The 18,293-nt window shown below is 57.9% G+C and carries 15 protein-coding genes; 5 read left to right on the forward strand and 10 right to left on the reverse strand.

Features of this window, described 5'->3' with window-relative positions:
- Window positions 1-57 precede the first annotated feature (57 nt).
- The 3 genes from G536_RS0121590 to G536_RS0121600 all read right to left on the reverse strand — a co-directional run bounded on the left by G536_RS0121590 (window position 58) and on the right by G536_RS0121600 (window position 5,026).
- Window positions 58-771, reverse strand: coding sequence for a hypothetical protein (locus tag G536_RS0121590; RefSeq protein WP_157530836.1), 714 nt, complete (start codon window positions 769-771; stop codon window positions 58-60).
- A gap of 217 nt (window positions 772-988) precedes the next feature.
- Window positions 989-1,822, reverse strand: a complete 834-nt coding sequence (locus tag G536_RS0121595) for a DUF4382 domain-containing protein (RefSeq protein ID WP_022825689.1) — start codon at window positions 1,820-1,822, stop codon at window positions 989-991.
- A gap of 120 nt (window positions 1,823-1,942) precedes the next feature.
- Entirely contained in the window at window positions 1,943-5,026 is a 3,084-nt protein-coding gene (locus tag G536_RS0121600; RefSeq protein WP_022825690.1) for an AsmA-like C-terminal region-containing protein, read from the reverse strand.
- A gap of 403 nt (window positions 5,027-5,429) precedes the next feature.
- On the opposite strand from G536_RS0121600, the gene G536_RS0121605 reads away from it, so the two are divergent.
- Window positions 5,430-6,449: a PorP/SprF family type IX secretion system membrane protein gene (locus tag G536_RS0121605; RefSeq protein ID WP_071837791.1), complete on the forward strand. Its 1,020-nt coding sequence runs from the start codon at window positions 5,430-5,432 to the stop codon at window positions 6,447-6,449.
- Window positions 6,450-6,517: 68 nt separating this feature from the next.
- Window positions 6,518-7,759, forward strand: coding sequence for a gliding motility lipoprotein GldJ (gene gldJ / locus G536_RS0121610; protein WP_022825692.1), 1,242 nt, complete (start codon window positions 6,518-6,520; stop codon window positions 7,757-7,759).
- 132 nt (window positions 7,760-7,891) lie between these two features.
- Here the strand turns inward: gldJ and G536_RS0121615 are convergent, their stop codons facing one another.
- The gene (locus G536_RS0121615) at window positions 7,892-8,590 is read right to left on the reverse strand and encodes a ComF family protein (protein ID WP_022825693.1); all 699 of its coding nucleotides are present in this window, start codon (window positions 8,588-8,590) and stop codon (window positions 7,892-7,894) included.
- 201 nt (window positions 8,591-8,791) lie between these two features.
- Here G536_RS0121615 and G536_RS0121620 point away from each other — a divergent pair, with 201 nt between their 5' ends.
- The 3 genes from G536_RS0121620 to G536_RS0121630 all read left to right on the forward strand — a co-directional run bounded on the left by G536_RS0121620 (window position 8,792) and on the right by G536_RS0121630 (window position 10,377).
- Complete coding sequence (locus tag G536_RS0121620) at window positions 8,792-9,169, forward strand: carboxymuconolactone decarboxylase family protein (protein WP_022825694.1); 378 nt, start codon at window positions 8,792-8,794, stop codon at window positions 9,167-9,169.
- Window positions 9,166-9,525, forward strand: a complete 360-nt coding sequence (locus G536_RS0121625) for a hypothetical protein (RefSeq protein WP_022825695.1) — start codon at window positions 9,166-9,168, stop codon at window positions 9,523-9,525. Before G536_RS0121620 ends, G536_RS0121625 begins: the two co-directional genes overlap by 4 nt.
- A gap of 90 nt (window positions 9,526-9,615) precedes the next feature.
- Window positions 9,616-10,377, forward strand: a complete 762-nt coding sequence (locus G536_RS0121630) for an exodeoxyribonuclease III (RefSeq protein ID WP_022825696.1) — start codon at window positions 9,616-9,618, stop codon at window positions 10,375-10,377.
- Here G536_RS0121630 and G536_RS0121635 read toward each other — a convergent pair.
- The 6 genes from G536_RS0121635 to thrA form a co-directional block, all read right to left on the reverse strand.
- Window positions 10,374-11,642 carry a protoporphyrinogen/coproporphyrinogen oxidase gene (locus G536_RS0121635; protein WP_022825697.1) on the reverse strand — a complete coding sequence of 423 codons (1,269 nt, stop codon included), beginning with the start codon at window positions 11,640-11,642 and terminating at the stop codon, window positions 10,374-10,376. The two genes, G536_RS0121630 and G536_RS0121635, sit on opposite strands and share 4 nt — an antisense overlap.
- A gap of 59 nt (window positions 11,643-11,701) precedes the next feature.
- Window positions 11,702-12,481, reverse strand: a complete 780-nt coding sequence (locus tag G536_RS0121640; RefSeq protein ID WP_022825698.1) for a toxin-antitoxin system YwqK family antitoxin — start codon at window positions 12,479-12,481, stop codon at window positions 11,702-11,704.
- A gap of 28 nt (window positions 12,482-12,509) precedes the next feature.
- Window positions 12,510-13,199, reverse strand: a complete 690-nt coding sequence (locus G536_RS0121645; protein ID WP_022825699.1) for a c-type heme family protein — start codon at window positions 13,197-13,199, stop codon at window positions 12,510-12,512.
- A gap of 103 nt (window positions 13,200-13,302) precedes the next feature.
- Window positions 13,303-14,595 carry a threonine synthase gene (gene thrC, locus G536_RS0121650; protein ID WP_022825700.1) on the reverse strand — a complete coding sequence of 431 codons (1,293 nt, stop codon included), beginning with the start codon at window positions 14,593-14,595 and terminating at the stop codon, window positions 13,303-13,305.
- A gap of 38 nt (window positions 14,596-14,633) precedes the next feature.
- Entirely contained in the window at window positions 14,634-15,560 is a 927-nt protein-coding gene (locus tag G536_RS0121655; protein WP_022825701.1) for a homoserine kinase, read from the reverse strand.
- Window positions 15,561-15,660: 100 nt separating this feature from the next.
- On the reverse strand, window positions 15,661-18,108 hold the full coding sequence (thrA, locus tag G536_RS0121660; protein ID WP_022825702.1) for a bifunctional aspartate kinase/homoserine dehydrogenase I: 2,448 nt from the start codon (window positions 18,106-18,108) through the stop codon (window positions 15,661-15,663).
- Window positions 18,109-18,293: the final 185 nt, after the last annotated feature.

Genomic DNA, 18,293 nt, shown 5'->3' on the forward strand with positions numbered 1-18,293 from the left:
CAGAAGCGTCCTTCAGCAGAATAGCTGAAGGGCACTTCTGTTTGAAAACAACGGTGCTTACGGCTGAGGCTTTTTAGAAACGTAGAGCACCCCGTTCTGCTCGCCGCAGAAAGAAAAGTCTTTGCCACGGCCACACAGCGGTGCCGAACCAGTTACATACAGCCGGGATGAAGCATCAAAATAAACGCTCGTTAATTGGTGCTCTTGGGGCAAACTCAGTTGCTTTCCCATTGAAGTCCTGATGCCTACCGTTTCAATGTATGAGCTGCTGGATTGTGGCGAAACTGGAGTGACCAGGAAGTCGATGGAGTATTCCATACCCGAAGCGGAAGTAGCTCGGTTGCGCGCTACTTTGGGCTCAAAATCGTTGCGGCGCCTCCAATCAGTATAGGGCTTCCAGGTCATGCCTTGGTCTAAGCTGAAATAGGACGGATAAATGGCATAGGCAGTGGCGTTGTTAGACGCTGACCCGAGTTGCGCATTGAGGATGAGCAACGTGTCCTGTAGCTGTAAAAAGCCTAATAAACTACTATTGCTCCTGTAATCGGCGGTACGCCAGGTCCGGCCCCGGTCAGTTGTCCGGTATATCTTGTAACCAGTTGTGATAAGCAAGGTGCCGTCGATGTCGCCGTGCACAGCTTCAATTGCTCGGTCGTCGGGTGCCCGCAGAGCGTACCAGTCGGCGTACTCGGGCTGGACTTCATCCTCCGCATCTTTCTGGCAGGCTCCCAGTGAGAGAAGTAATAGGCAAGAGATAAGTGGCAGTTTCATAAGTAAATAGAAATTGAGGATAGAGCTAAAGGTAAACAAGCAGCCCATAGCGGCCGCCTCTTTGAGGTTAAGTTCTCGAAAATAAAAAAAGATATGCGGGGCACTCGATAGAATCTGCCAGCGCTAAGGCAAGGGTTATAGTAAGTAGTGATACCTAAACAAAAGCCGCTTCCTCGAACAAGGAAGCGGCTTTTGTTTATCAGCTGAACCAGTGAGTTTAGTTCAGTTGAATCTGGCCCAGGTCGGTGGTTTGGTCGTTTACGACGCTGACGTTGGAGCGTACCACGTTGCGGTAAGTGGGCTGGCCGCTAGGGGCCGTAGTGGTCGGGAACAGCTCTACCCGGTAGGTACCAGCAGGTAGACCACTCAACTGGAAAGCCCCGGCCGCATCAGCCGCTGTGCTGAAAGTATCGGGTACGGTGATGGACGACCGGATGGCTAGTACCTGCGGCAGGGCCGCCACTGGCGTAACTGTGCCGCGGAGGCTAGCCTGCAAGTTCTGCGCTACCACCCGGATAACAGGCTTCAGCAGGTACCGCTCTTTTCGGTCGTTGCCGGGGCGCCAGTTGCCACGCTCCACAATGGACTTCGCCACATCGAAATCCAGCAGCAGTTGAAAGGTCTGGCGAGCCTGCAATGACGCTTTATTTAGCTTGAGCTTCACGCCGGAGGTCTGGCCGCTGGGCGTTTTAAGGTCGTAGCGCTGCCCATCCCGGCCCACAACATAGCTATCAGGACCCAGCAGCAGGCGGACTTCTTTCAAGTCACCGGGCTCGAAATCGGTGCTGACCAACAGGGCTGAACGGCCGTTTACATACTCCAATACGTTGATAGTTTGGGCTTGGAAGGGGAGTAGTTTCCAGCCTTCGGGGTCGTTTTCCTCTTTGAGGTGCACTTCCAGCTTCAGTACGTCCAGCACCACCCGTTGAAAATCACCTGGGCCATCCATCAGCCGGACTTCCAGCTTGGAGTTACTGGATTCGGCTTTGCTGCAACTAGCAAAGGCAGAGGCACTTAGCAGGGCCAGCGGAAGGAGGTGGCGTAATTTCATAGAGAGGCAACAGGAAATGTAGAAAACGAAAGAAGCAGCTCGGTACGTCATCTGACCGCCAAGCTGCTTCGCTGGAGGCAACGAGCATGCCGGCTCGTGCCTCTAAAGTACAATAAAATTCTATTGACCGGTTTTTGTACTATCCTTAGTAGCCGGCTCCGTTGGTTTCGGTGGGTCTTGTGGCGTAGGAGCAGGCGTGGCCTTTTTCGGCTTGCCAAATAGCAGGTTGTTGAGGCCCTGCTTGGCTTTCGATTCCAACTCTAGGCGCTTCTTCTCTACCTCCTGCTGGGCCTTGGCCTGTAGCTCCTGCTGGCGGCGCTGCAACTCGCGCTGCACGCTGTCTTGCGCCACTTTGGCCTGAGCTTGTAGCTTGAGCTTCGCGTCGTCTACTTTGGCTTGCACCACGCTCGTTACAATGTCTTTGGCTTGGGCCTTCACGCTACCGGTGGTCAGTTTCACCTGTGGGCTGCTTACGGTACCGCCAATGTTGAGGCCTAGTGTTACTCGCTTGGTGCCCTTGATGTCGGTGACGCCGGTAAGACGCGTTAGCTGGCCAGTGAGCTGGCTGCCGAGCTTGCCAGTGGGTACGTTCAGGGCCGTTACGTATTCTAGGCCGCCGTTGCTGATGTTGTTGGAGCCGCCCACCGTCATCTTGATCTGGCCCACGGTGAGGTCGAAGGGCTTCACAATAAAGTTGCCGTTGATGATTTCGGCGGCCACGTCCTTATTGTTCACCGCGAAGCTTTTAAGCTCCTGAAGCTGCGTGAGGCTGCTGATTTTGGTGAGTACCGGCGAGCCGCTTACTGCCGCCCGCACCACTTCAAACAGGCCCTTGCCAGTAAGCGTGCTGTAATTCGGCATCATGTCGGGGCCCATTTCGCCGCTCACCTTGAAGTTGGTGGAGAAGATACCTTCCAGATTGTCGGCCAGCGGTATCATGGCCTTCACCGAGTTGAAAGCGTTGAAGGCATTCTGGAAGTTCAGGTTCTTGATGTTCAGCCCGAAGTCGAATTTTGGGTGCGCCAGGTTCTTGCTGCTATACGAGCCATTGGTAGCAAAATTACCGCCCAGTGTGTTGAATGTAAGGCCATTGAGGATAGCGGCTTCGTCGCGCACGGTCACGGTGCCCTTCACGTTGTCGAGCTTGAGGTTGTCGTACACCACTTGCCCCACCGTCGAGTTCAGCACCAAATCGAAGTACTTCGGAATCTGCAACACACCGTCGGCCTTGGTAGCAGTAGCCGGGGCTTTGGTGGCGGCCGTAGCCCCCGCCGTCGGCTTGGCCGATACCTCGTCCACCATCCACTCGTTCACGTTGAAGCGCGAACTACTTACGTTTAGGTTGCCGCGCAACGGCTGGCCGGGCGTAAACAAGTAGCCCATGTAGTTGCTGATGGTACCCGACGCCGCAATGTCCGACGAGCCCACGAAGCCGCTCATGTTTTGCAGCACAATCTTGTCGTTGTTGAAGCTGGCTGTGGCTTTGGTTACCTTCATGCCCTGCGGCAGGTCGGGGCTCTTGTAGGTTACGTTTTGGGCATTCACCGTACCCGAAGCCACCACCGTCTGATAGCGCCCGGCTTCAATGTCGGCCATGTTGCCTTTGGCGGCAATGTTTCCGTTGAGGCGGCCCGTTACGGTCATGCCTTCCAGCGGGAAGATTTTGGTGATTTTGGTTAAGTCCACCACGCCTTTCACATCGGCATCGAAGCGCAGCTTGTCCACGCCCTGGGTGGCCACCCGGCCTTCGAGTGGCTCGCCATCAAGCAGCATCCGGAAGTTGCTGATGTCCACCCGCGTATCGTTGAGCTGGCCGGTGGGATTGAGCACAGTGCCCGTTACGGTGAGGTTCTGAATGGGCGCCGGGAACTGCTTGCTTTTCACGTAGCCATTGCTCAGGTTCATTTTGGCCTGCACCACCGGCATCTGCTTATCGGAGTACGTGCCTTTGGCCGTGCCATCCACGAACAGTTTGCCCCGCAGCACTAAGTCCTGCACGGGGTACACCTTCATCATTTCGGCCAGGTCCACGTTGGCTTTCACGCGGCCGTCCACCTTCATGGGCTCCAGTCCGTCGATGGCTACGTTACCGTCAATGGGGTTGGCGCCCAGGTCCAGGTGGAACTGCTTCACGTTCACCTTCACGTTGTTGGTGAAACCCGAGGGGTTGTCCACCACCATATCCACATTAATGTTCTTGGCCGCCTGTGGCAGTTGCGGGTAGTGGAACGTGCCGTTTTTCACTTGCAGATTCACGCCGTAGCCAGGCATCTTCACTTCGTTCTGCACACCCTTGAAGTAGCCATCAAACGCCACCTTGCCGCCGGCTTCCACATCCTTAAACTGCTCGGTATATACGCCCGGCACCAAGCTCAGAATATTCTTAAAGTCGGTTTCTAAGGCCTTGAACGTTAGGTCGTAGGTGATATCCGTAGCGTTGGGCAGTCCAATAGAGCCCGCAAATTGCGCTGGGAAGTCGTTGAGCTGCACCTTATTATCTTTGAAAGTGAACAGCATCTTGTCCAGGTCCATGGCCATCGTCACGTCGGCGGTCAGCTTCTTCTTGCTCACGTATTCGGTGCCGTCGTAGGTCATCGAGAACTGCTCGGCGCTAGTCTGGCTTTCCATGTCGAACACGTTGCGGGCGAAGTCGCCGGAGCCGGTGTGGTTGAGGCCGCGCAGTTCCATCCCGAATGGAATGGTGCGGTCCTCATAGCGCAGTCGTCCGTTTTTCACCTCCCAGCCTTTAATAGCAAGGCTCACTTGGCTGGTATCCTGGCCCTTGGCCGCAGCCGCCGAGTCGGAAACCATGATGTCGTAGTTGGCTAGGCCACTTTTCAGCACTTTCACGCTGATGTCGGGCCGGTCAAGGGTCACGCTGTTTATCTTGATTTCGTTGCCGCTTACCACGCTCATCAAATCCAGCCCCACCCGAAAAGAGGGTAAGTAGGCCAGCGTGTCGCGCGCAAACGAGTCCTGCCCAATCACGCGCAGTTCATCAATGCCCAGCGCTAAGTCAGGAAAGCTGCTGAACAAGCTCAGACTCACATTCTTGGGGTCATACTGCACCTTGGCATTCACCCGCTCGGCCAACTGCTTATCAAGCGCCTGCTTGATTTTGTCCTTGAACAGAATGGGGGTGAGGGCCACGCCCGCCACCAGTACCACCAGAAAAATCAGTAAGCCAATCCAGAATTTACGCATATTGTTTTTTGCTTAATACTTGGTTGTCAATAGCTAAAAGGTGAAGCTGGGCACATTGAGCACGCCAGAAAAGTCGCGCCTGCTTCTGTTAGCAAAACAAGCACCACTTACCAGGAACCGCCACTCAGAATTGCCGGGGCAACGTTTGAGTGCCGACCAGCTTCCTCTCCCTTACGCACGGAAGGGCAGCTGTTTCGGACTGCCGCAAAAATAGCAGCCCTATCTTGTGGGCTCGGGGTGCTGGGCCAGAAAACGAGGCCACTCATCGATTTATGGCCCCGATATTCTACTAATGAGCAAGAAATTCAGCAATTTAGTTTCGGCAAAGAACCTCGACCGGGCACTAGGAGCCGTTGGTCGCTCGTTTATTACGTTGAGAATGGGGCAGATTGGATGCAGAACTATGGGGACTCGCACGCTACGGCAGCCGTTGTTGGCCGGGGCTTTGGCGCTGGCATTGCCAGCCGCCGCGCAGGACCTGTATTTCGCGCAGCCATACGCTTCGCGCTTGCACCAGAACCCCGCTTTTGCCGGCTTCCTCGACGATGCCAGCATTACGCTGAGCTACCGCAACCAGTTTCCAACGCTGGCCGGTACGTTTCAAACCAGCCAGCTAGCTGCCGACTATCGGTTTGAGGATCAGCATAATGCCGTGGGCCTGCTCATCAACCACGACCGGACCGGTGGCCTCGGCTACACCCGGTTTGAGGTGGGCGGCATCTACGCCTACCACACCCGGCTTACCAAAACCTTGGCGTTCAGCGGGGGGCTGCGGGCCAGCTACGGCAACCAGCGCATCAGTTACGGAAACCTCGTTTTCGGCGACCAGCTTTCCGAAGATGGATCCACCGACATGCCTACGCGGGAGCCAATTGACTTCAAGCCGGTTAATTATGCCAGCGTGGGCGTAGGCATGCTACTCTACTCCGAGAACTTCTGGGTATCATTGGCAGGGCAGCATCTCAACCAGCCTGATATAGGTTTTCGGACCCAGGCCAGCTTGCCGTTGCGCTATGAGTTGAGCACGGGCTACAAACACTACTTTGTGCGCCGCACCGAGAAGCAGCAGTACCGTGAAATCAGCTTGACGCCCACTGCGCACTATGTGCGCCAAGGCGGTTCCGAGCGGGCTGAGTTGGGATTGTACGGTACGGTTACGCCACTCACGCTCGGGCTGGTGTATCGAGGTGTGCCATTGCCGGGCGCGCCTAAGCCACAGCAAATCCTAACGGCTATTGCAGGGCTCACCGTTGGAGCCTTTCGGGTGGGATATGCTTACGATATAGGCCTCAGCGCGTTGAGCGCCGAATTGGGTGGGGCGCACGAAATATCTTTGTCACTTCGCGCGTTTGATTCATTTGATGCTGCTTGGCGCCGACTAAAACGACAGAATTACCCGGCGGCACCTTGTCCGGCCTTTTGAATTTTTGTATTATTGCAGCAGTTTGCCTCTTCTAAAGTCTTTTCTAACAGGTAGTTTAATACTAAATCATGAATTTTTCCAAGTACCTGCATTTTGCGGTTCTAGGGGCCTGCGTCCTGGCTTCCTGTAGCAAAGACGGCCATGGCACCGCTACCAAGCCCGGTAAGTACAGTTCCACCACGGGCATGGAGTACAACACCGAGGAGGGCATGAAGGTGGCCGACTACAAAGGCATTCCTGAAGGCCCCGGCCTGATTTTCATTGAAGGTGGCCGCACGGTGCTCGGCTCACAGGAAGAAGACGTAACCATGACCCACGACAACGTGGAGCGTACAGTTACTATTGCTTCCTTTTATATGGACGAAGCTGAAGTGGCCAACATCCACTGGTTGGAATACTTGCACTTCATCCGCAAAGACTCTTCCGAAGAATTCTACCAGTCGGCTTTGCCTGACACCACCGTGTGGGCCCGCGAACTGTCGTTCAACGACCCGTACGTAGACTATTATCTACGTTATCCCGGCTTCCGCTACTTTCCAGTAGTAGGGGTAAGCTGGTTGCAGGCCAACGATTATTGCACCTGGCGTACTTCTAAAGTAAACGAAACGCTCGCGGCTAATGCTGACGGCGGCGGTGGCGGTGGCGGCTTGTTCAAGAAAAAGAACAAAGGCGGCGACGCAGCCGAAGGTACTTCGGAAGGTGGTGCTAAAATCGCCATCGAGAACGGCAACACCCTGCCGAACTACCGTCTGCCCACCGAGGCAGAATGGGAATACGCTGCACAGGCTCTCGTAGGCACGCAGGAAACCGGCAACGAAAACCAGGAGAACAAGCGTATCTACCCCTGGGATGGTCGCCAAGTGCGGAACCCATACGGCGGCAAGATGGGCCAGTTCCTAGCTAACTTCAAGCGTGGCCGCGGTGACTACGCTGGTATTGCTGGCTCCTTGAACGACGGCGCTATGATTACCGAGTATGTGTACGCTTACCCACCAAACGACTACGGCTTGTACAACATGGCCGGCAACGTAAATGAATGGGTACAGGACATCTACCGTCCGCTCTCGTTTGAAGACGTGGAAGATTTGAACCCCTTCCGCCGCAACGGCTTCCTTGACCCCGCTGAGAAATACGACAAGAAAGGATATCAGTCACTCATCGACGACCACGTGCGCGTGTACAAAGGTGGTTCGTGGCGCGACGTAGCCTACTGGCTCTCGCCCGGCACTCGCCGCTTCATGGGTGAAGACTCGGCCACGGCTACTATCGGTTTCCGTTGCGCTATGATCAACGCCGGTTCCAACAAGTAAGCTTCACGTATTTCGTGGACGACTACGAAAAGGCCACCTCACATGAGGTGGCCTTTTCAACTTTATACTGTGTCAGTCAATAAGTTGCCTTAAACAAGCACAGCAGCTTTACGCCGGATATAACATCCGTGATTATCGGTCAGCGCTGGCAATGGTGGCTATGCTGACCTCGGCGGCGCCCGCGGCTAATAAGGCAGCGGCGCAGGCTTCGAGCGTAGCGCCGGTGGTCAACACGTCGTCTACTATAAGTACGTGCTTGCCCTGGATGGCTGCCACATCAGCGGCTTCAAAAACTGCGGCTACGTTCTGCCACCGTTCAAGGCGGTTTTTGCGGGTTTGCGAATCGGTGTGCTCTAGGCGGCGGAGGGCATCGGCGTGCCACGGAATCCCCAAACTTTCGGCGAGGCCCGCGGCAAACGGGTCGGATTGGTTGTAGCCGCGCTTAGCCAGCTTGCGGGTATGCAGCGGCACTGGTACTACTGCATCAAACTGGTAACCTTGCCGAGCAAGGTCGTGGCCGTACCAGCGGCCGAGTACCAATCCAATGTCGCGCTGGCCACGGTATTTGAGCTGATGAAGCAAGTGCTGTACTCGGCCTCGCCGCAGGAAGCGCAAATAGCTGAGGGCGTAGCGTACGGGTACGCGGCCCCAGAAGCGGCGCGCCAGCGGATTAGCGTCGGCAGGCAGCAGGTGGTAGTCAGTGTAAGGAAGTTGGGCCCGGCAGATGGTACATAGGTGGTCTTCGCCACGACTTAGCGGTTCCTCACAGGCCAGACATACTTTAGGAAAGATCAGGCCAACGAAATCGGCAATGATAACTGGAAGAGGCATAGCTGATTACTGATAGATGGTAGTGAATAGCGAATGAATAAGTCGCTGCGGCGGTTTATTGCAGCAGCCAAGCGGAAAAAGACGGCCTCTTAAACTTAACTAAGTTTGTAGTGCAAAGCAGATAATATAATAGCTCTTTCGCAGAGCGTATGTCTGTTGCCAACGCCTTTGGAAGGCACACACTTAACTCAGCAACCACACATGTCACAAGTAACTGAATTCAACGAGTATCGCCAGCGCATGAACGAGAAAATCATGGCGGCTGATAACAAAGTCATCAAGCGGTTTTTCAACCTCGATACCAACACCTACCAGGCCGGCGCCTTGGACGTGAAAACCAAGGAAATGCTGGGGCTGGCGTGCAGTATGGTGCTGCGTTGCGACGACTGTATCAAGTACCACCTCGGCAAATGCTACGAGGAGAAGCTGACCGACGAGGAAATCTACGAGGTGTTTGCCATTGCCAACCTCATTGGTGGCAGCATTGTGATTCCGCACTTCCGGCGGGCGGTGGAGTACTGGGAAATCCTGAAGGAAGAGGCCACTGAGCCCGCGCCGCTGCATTCCCACGACGCATGAGCTACCTAGATCCGCAGGAAACGGAAGCCGAGTTTGAGGCGCGCTGGTGGCAGCTGATGAACGACATGCGCGAGCGGTTCGGCAAGAAGCCCGACCTGAACGCGCTGCTGTTGCTCATTGGAGTGCAGGAGCTGGGCCAGGGGGCCGGGCCATTCACCAAAGAGCAGAAACAGGACCTAATGCACATTGCCACCTGTAAGCTGTTCAGCCTTTCGGGCCATTATGAGCGAGAATACGTGGACGAGGAAGGCTGGCCTCACTACCGCCTCCTGCAACCAGTGCCTTTCGCCAGTTTGAAAGAGCAAGAGCGCCTACTTAAGTGGCACATATTAGAGTATTTTGACTTGGAAGAATAGATAGTTGTTGAGGGTTGCATGGCTGGTAGTCAGTCTAATAGCAGCGCAACAACGCACAAATCAACTAGTTAGTAATCAATAATTCAACTGATGAACATCGTCAGCTACAACGTGAACGGTTTGCGTTCGGCGCTGAGCAAGGGGCTGCTGGATTGGGTGCGGGAGGCGCAACCCGACGTGCTGTGTGTGCAGGAAATCAAGGCCGGACGGGAGGCGCTGGACGTATCGGGCTTCACTGAACTGGGCTACCATGCGTATCTGCATCCTGCGGAAAAGCCCGGCTACAGCGGCGTAGCTACGTTCGCGAAGCAGCTACCCACTCATGTGGAAACGGGTTGCGGTACGCCGCTCTACGATACGGAAGGCCGGGTGCTGCGCCTTGATTTCGACGATTTTTCGGTGTTAAACGTGTATATGCCTTCGGGTACCAGCGGGCCGGAGCGGCAGGCATTCAAGGTGGAGTGGCTGCACTTTTTCCGGCGCTACGTGCACCAATTGCGGGTTGAGGGTCGGCACTTGGTGGTGGGTGGCGACTTCAATTGCTGCCAGACGGCCATCGACCTGCACAATCCCAAAGCCAACCAAAACAGCCCCGGTTACACACCCGAAGAGCGGCAGTGGTTCAAGGATTTGCTGGCCGACGGCTTCACCGATTCGTTTCGCCACCACCACGGCGATGCTACCGGGCATTACTCTTGGTGGAGCTACCGGGCAGGCTCGCGCAAGCGCAACGTCGGCTGGCGCCTCGACCACCTGTTGGTAGACAAAACCCTGGAGCCTCGCATCAAAGACGCCGGCCTGCTCCCCGATGTGGTGTACTCCGACCATTGCCCAGCCTACCTAACTTTCTAAGAACCTAAAATCAACTCAGCTACTTGCCGGCCCGAGGCCATAGCGGCATTAAGTGAGGGGTAGGCAGTGTAGTCGCCGCAACGGTAGAGGGTGGGGTTGAGCTTTAGCTCCTGGTGCTGTGCCGGTCCGTTGGCGTATATAGGCAATGCGTGCGGAATGTGATAAGTGCGCAAGTGCTTCCATTGCGCTACTTCGTCGCCAAACCAGAGCATGAGCTCGGCGTGCAGCATAGCTACGAGAGTGGTTTCTGGTAGATGATGCTCGCCGTGAGTGCTCACCGAAACTAGCGTTTTACCTGGCGGTGCATAATCCGGAGAAACATCAGAAGGAAAGCAGACGTTGTGGGCCATGTGGCCGGGCGCCGCATTGAGGCGCAGCAGCTTATCCTGACGGCCAGGGGAGGTAGGAGCCGCAAAATACGTGCAGGTGGTACGCCGCCAGGCCGTAGCGTGTAGCTGCGGGAGGTGTGGCAGCAAGCGGGCAGTAGTGTCGCCATCTGTGGCTACTACTATGGCCGCGGCGGCTAGGGCTTCGCCACCGCGCAGGCGCACGGTGGTACCTTCTACAGTTTCCACGGGTGAGTTGAGGCGTACGGTGCCAGCAGGCAGGCGCTGGGCCAGCTGTTCGGGAATCTGCTGTATGCCTAGCGCTGGTACTGTGGCTTCGCCTTCTACGAACTGCTTGAACACAAACTCGAAGAAATTGCTGGCGGTGGTCAGGCTTCGGTCGAGAAATACGCCGCCGAAAAACGGGCGGAAGAAGGTGTCAATTATTTGCTCGCTCCAGCCGTAGCGCCGCAGGAAAGTAAGTGTATCAGTGGCGGGATGGGCCAACAGTTCCTCACTGGTGCGGCTGCGGACGTGCTGCACTAAGCTGAGAATCCGAAGCTTATCAGCAAGGGTGCCGATGGGCGAAGTCAGGGCCGGGAAAGCGGCCAGCGGGTTTTGCAGCGGATTTTGCAGCGTGGTTTCGCGCCCGTCGGGCAGGCGAATAACAGCTCCCGAGCGAAAGGCTTTCAGGTCGAGGGCACCGTAGTCCATCATGCGCTGCACTTCAGGATACTTGGTGAGGAGTACCTGAAAGCCATGGTCGAGGCGGAAGCCGTCGGCCGTAACATCGGTGCGGACTCGGCCGCCTACGGCCTCGGTGGCTTCGAGTACCACTACGGGCACGCCCGCGCGATGCAGGTAGTTAGCGCAGGTCAGGCCGGCCATACCGGCCCCAATCACGACGACGGGGAGTTGTGCAGAAGCTGGAACGTTCATATATCAACCCGAAACTGAAAAATGGGCGCTAAGGTTGGGGTAGCCCGATAAGGAAGCCGCTAATTGGTGCCGGAGCAAGCCAAACTAAGCTTGTATTCGTCGGCCATAAGATATCCCTGCCAGTCGGTGACGGAAAGGCGTGGCTGATCCTGGTAGCCCTCCAACTGGTCAATAAGGAAACCGCCGCGGAACCTCCCTTTAACAAAAGTTTCCCGTGCTACCACAGCCCCATTTTGCTGGCGGCGCAGAAACCATTTGCCATCCTGCACGCCACTCACCACGGCACCTTGCAGCCGCATACCATCTTCGTCGCGGTACCAGGTGCCGGTGCCGTTCTTGACGGTCTGCTGGCCGGCTTCGTTCCAGAATTGCTGAATGAGTGGGTACTGGCCGTTGCGGAAGCTGAGTACCTGCCGGTGTTGGCCCGACGGGTACCAGTAGCCCCAGTCACCGACCTGCTGGCCTTGGAGATAACGGCCGCGCGCCGCCAGTTCGCCGGTTGGGTGGTACAACTCCAACTGCCCCTCTAGCTTGCCCTCTCGGTACGCGGCTTGTAGTAGCAATTGGTTGTTGCTGAGCTGGTAGTCGCGCACGTAGCCAAAGAACCGGCCAGCGCTGTCGAGGCGGACGTGGCGACGGATGGCCGCACAGCCGGGCGGCGTGAGCTTGTATTCCAGCGAGTAGAAGAACACGACGCTGTCTTTGCCCACTACGCGGTAGCACTCGTCTAGCTTGGCAAATGCGGGTAGCTGCTCACGGGTTTGCGCGTACGCGGCGTTGCCAAGCAGAATAAATAGTAGGCCGAGTAGTCGCCTGTAGGCAGGAAAGAAATGTCGCACAAGGAATAAACGGTTAATAGCTAGGGGCTTAAAACAGCTTCTTGCGAGGCTTCATTATTTTGCGTGTTTTCATGGTATAGAACTCCGCCACACCGGTTCGTTGCATAGAAACTTGCCACACGCCCATTGCCTGGCCTATCTGGTAGCCTGTGGCTTTGTCCTGCGGGAATTGCTTGGTAATAAGTGCGTAATCGGCCGGCGCAATATCTTTCCCTACTTCGCCGTGGCAGCGTAAGCACAGCGCATCATTCAGCACGATGGGCCGCTGGTAGCTGAAGACGTCGGTGCCGATGCGGGCCACTTGGCGGGTAGTATCGGGCGCGAGGTCGGTGGGCGAGAGGGTGGCTTGGTTGGCCGGGTTGCGGGGGCGTGCACTGCGGCGCCGGACAGTAGCCTCCAGCACCCGCGCTACCGAGTCGACGGAAGCAAAGGTTTCGGGGCGGCAGTAGGGTAGGGCCCCCGCTACGCCGCTAGCTTGGAGCTTTTCAGCTAGCACGCGGCGCAACTCCCGGTCGGCGTGGTGGGTGAGCGAGTCACCGGCCCAGCGCGTGGCGCGCAGCAAATCGGCGGGTAGAATGCGCTTCACGGTCATATTTTCCAGGTCGCGCGCTATCTTCTTGCCGTTTTTGATGTGCTCAATTTGGTCGGAGCTACAGGCGGTCAGCAACCCGGTGAGTAGCAGCGCAGTAGCGGTAAGTCGGCGGAAAACGAGAGGCATGGCAGGAGGGAAAAGCAGCACCGCAAAGAGACAACAACGGCCGCACTTCCCCAACTACCCGCCAAAGGCCGTTCTGGTTTCGGCAACAGCCAGCAGCCGGCATTTACCGCAGCAAAAACTCCTGCAACGCCGCATAGTCTGGCTCGAGCAGCACGCTTTGCTTGGTGCGCGACAACAGGCCCCGCACCGCCACAGGTACCGGCACCTCGGTCCCGATAACCGGCTCTACCACCTCCGGGAATTTCACGGGGTGTGCCGTTTCCAAGAAGATGCCGTGCGCTTCGGGGTGCTCTGTCAGGTAGTCTTCCAGCGCCCGGAAGGCTACGGCGCCGTGTGGGTCGAGGAGGTAGCCGGTTTGCTGATGCACGCGCCCAATGGTAGCCGTAGTTTCCGCATCCGACACTACCGCGCCGCTGACCAGCCGGCTTACTGCTGCGTGCTGCTGCTCAAACAGCTCCAGAATCCGCCCGAAGTTGCTGGGGTTGCCCACGTCCATGGCGTTGGAGAGCGTAACCACCGCTGGCCGCGCCGCAAACATGCCGGTACGCAAGTAGTCGGCCACGGCCGAGTTGGCGTTGCAGGCGGCCACAAAGTGCCCAATGGGTAAGCCCGAGGCGTGGGCCATGAGCCCGGCGCAGATGTTGCCGAAGTTGCCGCTGGGCACGGCTACCACTGGCGCCGTATCGTGCGCCCATTGTTGCAGGGCGTAGCAGTAATAGAACTGCTGCGGCAGCCAGCGGGCCACGTTGATGGAGTTGGCCGACGTGAGTTGCCGATGCGCCAACACCTGCGGGTCGAGGAAAGCCTGCTTCACCAGCCGCTGGCAGTCGTCGAAGTTGCCGCGCACTTCCAGGGCCGTAATGTTCTGGCCCAGGGTGGTCAGCTGCAACTCCTGCAAAGGGCTGACCTTGCCCGATGGGTACAGAATAACCACTTCCACGCCTTCCACTCCCAGAAATCCGTCGGCTACGGCGCCGCCCGTGTCGCCGGAGGTGGCTACCAGCACCGTGACGGGAGCCGTTTGCTGCTGCGAGAAATACCCCAGGCAGCGGCTCATAAACCGGGCGCCCACATCCTTGAACGCCAGCGTGGGGCCGTGGAACAGTTCCAGCGCGCTTATCTGCCCGGTTACCGGCACCAGCGGAAACTCGAAATCCACGGTTTCCGCACAGATGCTGCGTAGCACATCCGTTGGAATAGCGTCGCCCACGTAAGGCTGAATCACCTCGAAGGCCAGCTCGGCCCGCGTCATGGTTTTCAGGTTGGCTAGTACTTCGGGCGAGAATTGCGGAATCCGCTCGGGGAAATACAGGCCACCATCAGGCGCTTGGCCGGCAATGGTAGCGGCCCGGAAGTCAACGGTTGGAGCTTGCTGGTTGAGGCTGTAGTAGCGCATAGTGAAGGTGTTAAGGGCTTGCTGTAGCGGCGGCGCTACTATTTGAACCGGACGCCGGTGGTATTAATCGTGCTGACGTGGATGTGGAAATCGACGCCGAGCTGCTGGTACACTTCCCGCATGGCGTCGGCCACGGCCTGCGCGGTGGCTTGGGTTTCGCTGAGCATGAAAATAGACGGTCCCGAACCCGAAATGCCTCCGCCCAAAGCTCCCGCTTCCAGGCTGCGTGCTTTCACGGCGGCAAAACCCGGAATGAGGATGCTGCGCACCGGCTCTACAATACCGTCTTCCAGAGAGCGGCCAATCAGCTGGTAGTCTGACTTCAACAAACCGGCCACCAGCCCGGCCACGTTGCCCCACTGCCGGATGGCAGCTTTCAGCGGGACTTGCTGCTTGAGGATCTGGCGGGCATCGGCGGTGCGCACTTCAATTTGGGGGTGCACCACCGTGACGTGCAGCGGCGGCGCTTGCAGCGGCACCACGTCCAGTGGTTCGGCTGAGCGGATGAGCGTAACGCCGCCGTAAATGGCAGGTGCAATGTTGTCGGCGTGCTGGGCGCCGGAAGCCACTTCTTCGCCAAACATGGCAAAACGCACCAGTTCTTCCTTCGTGAAGATGTTGCCCAACAGCTGATTAGCGCCCACCACGGCTCCGGCCGCACTGGCGGCACTGCTGCCAATGCCGCTGCCCGGCAGAATAGCCTTGTTGATGCGCATCTCGAAGCCGGTACCCGCCGGGGCCGCACGGAGCAGCGCCAGCAGGGCCGCCCCGGCCACGTTGCGCGCCGGTTCGGTGGGCAGGTCGAAGGCGTCTTCGTGGGTGATGGTCACGCCGGGCTGCTCGGTGAGGCGCAGGTGCATGGTGTCGTAGGGCGCTTCCAGGGCAAACCCCAGCACATCGAACCCGCACACCATGTTGGCCACGGTAGCCGGCGAGTACAGCGTCAGAAAATCAGAATCAGGCATGAGGTAAAGCAGTAGCGCGAAGCCGTTGCTTCGCGTGTCGGAACACGATAAGTGGCTCTTTGGAAGGCTGTTAGGCGAGAAGCAAGGGCTTGGTACTACCCTACGCCCGGGCGGCCCGGATGATGTCGGCGAAGACGCCGGAGGCCGTAACGTCGGCACCCGCGCCGGCCCCTTTCACCACCAGCGGCTGCTCAGGATAGCGGTTCGTGAAGAAGAGCACGGCGTTGTCTTTGCCTTGCAACACGTAGAAATCGTGGCCCGGTGCCACGCTTTGCAGCCCCACGCTGGCTTGGCCGTCGGCGTAGCGCGCCACAAACTTCAGCCGTTTGCCTTGCGCTGCGGCTGCATCATACAGGCTGCGGAAATGCGCTTCGTGCACCGCCAGTTGCCCGTAAAACGCATCCACGTCGCCTTCCAGGCACGATGCCGGCAGGAAGGACTCGTTGTGAATATCGGCCAGCTCCATTTCCTGGCCGGCTTCACGGGCCAGAATCAGAATCTTACGGGCCACGTCGGTGCCGCTCAGGTCCAGGCGCGGGTCGGGTTCGGTGTAGCCTTCGGCCTGGGCCTGGCGCACCACTTCGGCAAACGGCACGGTGCCGTCGTAGTGGTTGAATACGAAGTTGAGTGTACCCGACAGCACGGCTTCAATCCGGTGCACCTGGTCGCCGCTGCGTATTAGGTCGTTGAGCGAGCCGATAACGGGCAGGCCGGCCCCCACGTTAGTTTCAAACAGAAACTCGGTATTGAACTCGCGCACCAAGGATTTCAGGCGGGCATAATTCGCGTATTCCGACGAGCAAGCCACCTTGTTGCAAGCCACTACCGCCATGCTTTTCTCCAGCAACGATGCGTAGATGGTAGCCACGTCGGCGCTGGCCGTTACATCCACGAACACCGTGTTGCGCAGGTTGCGGACGCGAAGCTGAGTTACCACTTCCTGAAGGTCGAGCGGCTGACCTTTTTCCAAGGCTGCCTGCCAGTTGCCAAGGTCGAGGCTGCCTTCTTCGGCCAGCACAAACTGGCGGCTGTTGGCCAGCCCGACCACCCGCAGGTTCAGGCGCAGTTTCTCGCGCAGCCACAGCTGCTGCCGGGCTAGCTGTTCGAGAAGCTTGCTGCCCACGTTGCCCACGCCCGCCACAAACAGGTTCACTTGCTTGGTAGTCTCCTCGAAAAACTCTTCGTGCAATACGTTGATGGCCTTGCGCACATCAGCGGTGCGGATAACTGCCGAAATATTCCGCTCCGACGAGCCCTGCGCAATGGCCCGGATATTCACGCCGTTCTGGCCCAGGGCCCCAAACATTCGGCCGCTGATGCCGGGGTGGTTGCGCATTTGCTCGCCCACCAGCGCCACAATGGCCAAGTCGGTTTCGCAACGCAGCGGCTCCACTTTACCGGCGGCTATTTCGGTGCTGAATTCCTCGTTAACCACTGTTTGGGCCACGGCTGCATCGGCGGCCCGCACGGCCACGCAGATGGAGTGCTCCGACGAGCTTTGGGTGATGAGAATCACGTTGATGCGCTGCTGGGCCAGCGCCCCAAACAGCCGCCGCGAGAAGCCCGGAATACCCACCATGCCGCTGCCTTCCAGGTTTAGCAAGGCTAGTTGCGAGATACTCGACAAGCCCCGCACCACATCCTGGTTGGCGGGCGGGCTTACTTCTACCAGCGTGCCTTCGTCTTCTGGCGCGAAGGTGTTTTTGATCCACAGCGGGATGCCCTGGCTCATGACCGGCTGAATGGTAGGCGGATACAGCACCTTCGCGCCGAAGTGTGACAGTTCCATAGCCTCCTGATAGGAGATACGTGGAATCGGGCGGGCCAGAGTCACGAGGCGAGGGTCGGCCGTCATCATGCCGCTCACGTCGGTCCAGATTTCCAGCCGCGTTGCTGCCAAAGCGCCAGCGAAAATAGCCGCCGTGTAGTCGGAGCCGCCGCGACCGAGGGTGGTAGTAACGCCCTGCGCATCGCTGCCAATAAAGCCGGGTACCACGTACACCGCGCTGGGCTGCGCGGCCACAAATTCCTGAATCTGCTGGTTGGTAACGGCGGTGTCAACGGCTGCAAACCCGTAGTTGGAGTTGGTGCGGATGAGTTGCCGGCTGTCCTGCCACAAGTGCGCCGTGTCTTGCGCTTTCAAACAAGCCGCCAGCAGCCGCGACGACAGCAACTCGCCGTAACTCACCAGCCGGTCCAGCGTCCGGTTCGACAGTTCGCCCAACGAAAATACCCCGTCGCAGATGCTGTCCAGCTCGTTGCAGTACGTCTTCACTAGGCTCAGAACCGCGCTTTGGTCGGGGATGGGCAGTAGGCCTCGCACGGCTTCCAAGTGGCGCTCTTCCAGCAGCTTGAGGGTGGTGCGGTACTCTTCCGACCCCGTGGCGGCCAACCGGCCGGCTTCAATCAGGGCGTCGGTAGTGCCCCCGAGGGCCGATACAACTACCACAGTAGGTGCTTGCTGCCCAGCCGCGGCTACGAGCCGGGCTACGCGCTGGAGATTGGGCGCCGTAGCCACCGACGAACCACCGAATTTCAGAACCTGCATACAGAAATAAGACGTGAAAGGACACAAAAAAACCCGTCGGTTCCGGCTTGGCTTCTGGTTAGGAAGCGGCCGGCGACGGGCTGCGAAACATCAAAGGGAGGAGAGGTAGCGCAGCCCGTCTAGCGGGTTGTAATACCTGTAATAATGCCGGTGCCGGTCGTCAGAGAGACGCCGGTGCAAGCAGA

Origin of the sequence: Hymenobacter norwichensis DSM 15439, assembly GCF_000420705.1 — a bacterium.
In the GTDB taxonomy this organism is placed as follows: Bacteria; Bacteroidota; Bacteroidia; order Cytophagales; family Hymenobacteraceae; genus Hymenobacter; species Hymenobacter norwichensis.

What these genes read in the sequence shown, in the direction of transcription:
- G536_RS0121590 (WP_157530836.1), bottom strand. Translation starts at nt 771, where the DNA reads ATGAAACTGCCACTTATCTCTTGCCTATTACTTCTCTCACTGGGAGCC.
- G536_RS0121595 (WP_022825689.1), bottom strand. Translation starts at nt 1,822, where the DNA reads ATGAAATTACGCCACCTCCTTCCGCTGGCCCTGCTAAGTGCCTCTGCC.
- G536_RS0121600 (WP_022825690.1), bottom strand. Translation starts at nt 5,026, where the DNA reads ATGCGTAAATTCTGGATTGGCTTACTGATTTTTCTGGTGGTACTGGTG.
- G536_RS0121605 (WP_071837791.1), top strand. Translation starts at nt 5,430, where the DNA reads ATGGGGACTCGCACGCTACGGCAGCCGTTGTTGGCCGGGGCTTTGGCG.
- gldJ (WP_022825692.1), top strand. Translation starts at nt 6,518, where the DNA reads ATGAATTTTTCCAAGTACCTGCATTTTGCGGTTCTAGGGGCCTGCGTC.
- G536_RS0121615 (WP_022825693.1), bottom strand. Translation starts at nt 8,590, where the DNA reads ATGCCTCTTCCAGTTATCATTGCCGATTTCGTTGGCCTGATCTTTCCT.
- G536_RS0121620 (WP_022825694.1), top strand. Translation starts at nt 8,792, where the DNA reads ATGTCACAAGTAACTGAATTCAACGAGTATCGCCAGCGCATGAACGAG.
- G536_RS0121625 (WP_022825695.1), top strand. Translation starts at nt 9,166, where the DNA reads ATGAGCTACCTAGATCCGCAGGAAACGGAAGCCGAGTTTGAGGCGCGC.
- G536_RS0121630 (WP_022825696.1), top strand. Translation starts at nt 9,616, where the DNA reads ATGAACATCGTCAGCTACAACGTGAACGGTTTGCGTTCGGCGCTGAGC.
- G536_RS0121635 (WP_022825697.1), bottom strand. Translation starts at nt 11,642, where the DNA reads ATGAACGTTCCAGCTTCTGCACAACTCCCCGTCGTCGTGATTGGGGCC.
- G536_RS0121645 (WP_022825699.1), bottom strand. Translation starts at nt 13,199, where the DNA reads ATGCCTCTCGTTTTCCGCCGACTTACCGCTACTGCGCTGCTACTCACC.
- thrC (WP_022825700.1), bottom strand. Translation starts at nt 14,595, where the DNA reads ATGCGCTACTACAGCCTCAACCAGCAAGCTCCAACCGTTGACTTCCGG.
- G536_RS0121655 (WP_022825701.1), bottom strand. Translation starts at nt 15,560, where the DNA reads ATGCCTGATTCTGATTTTCTGACGCTGTACTCGCCGGCTACCGTGGCC.
- thrA (WP_022825702.1), bottom strand. Translation starts at nt 18,108, where the DNA reads ATGCAGGTTCTGAAATTCGGTGGTTCGTCGGTGGCTACGGCGCCCAAT.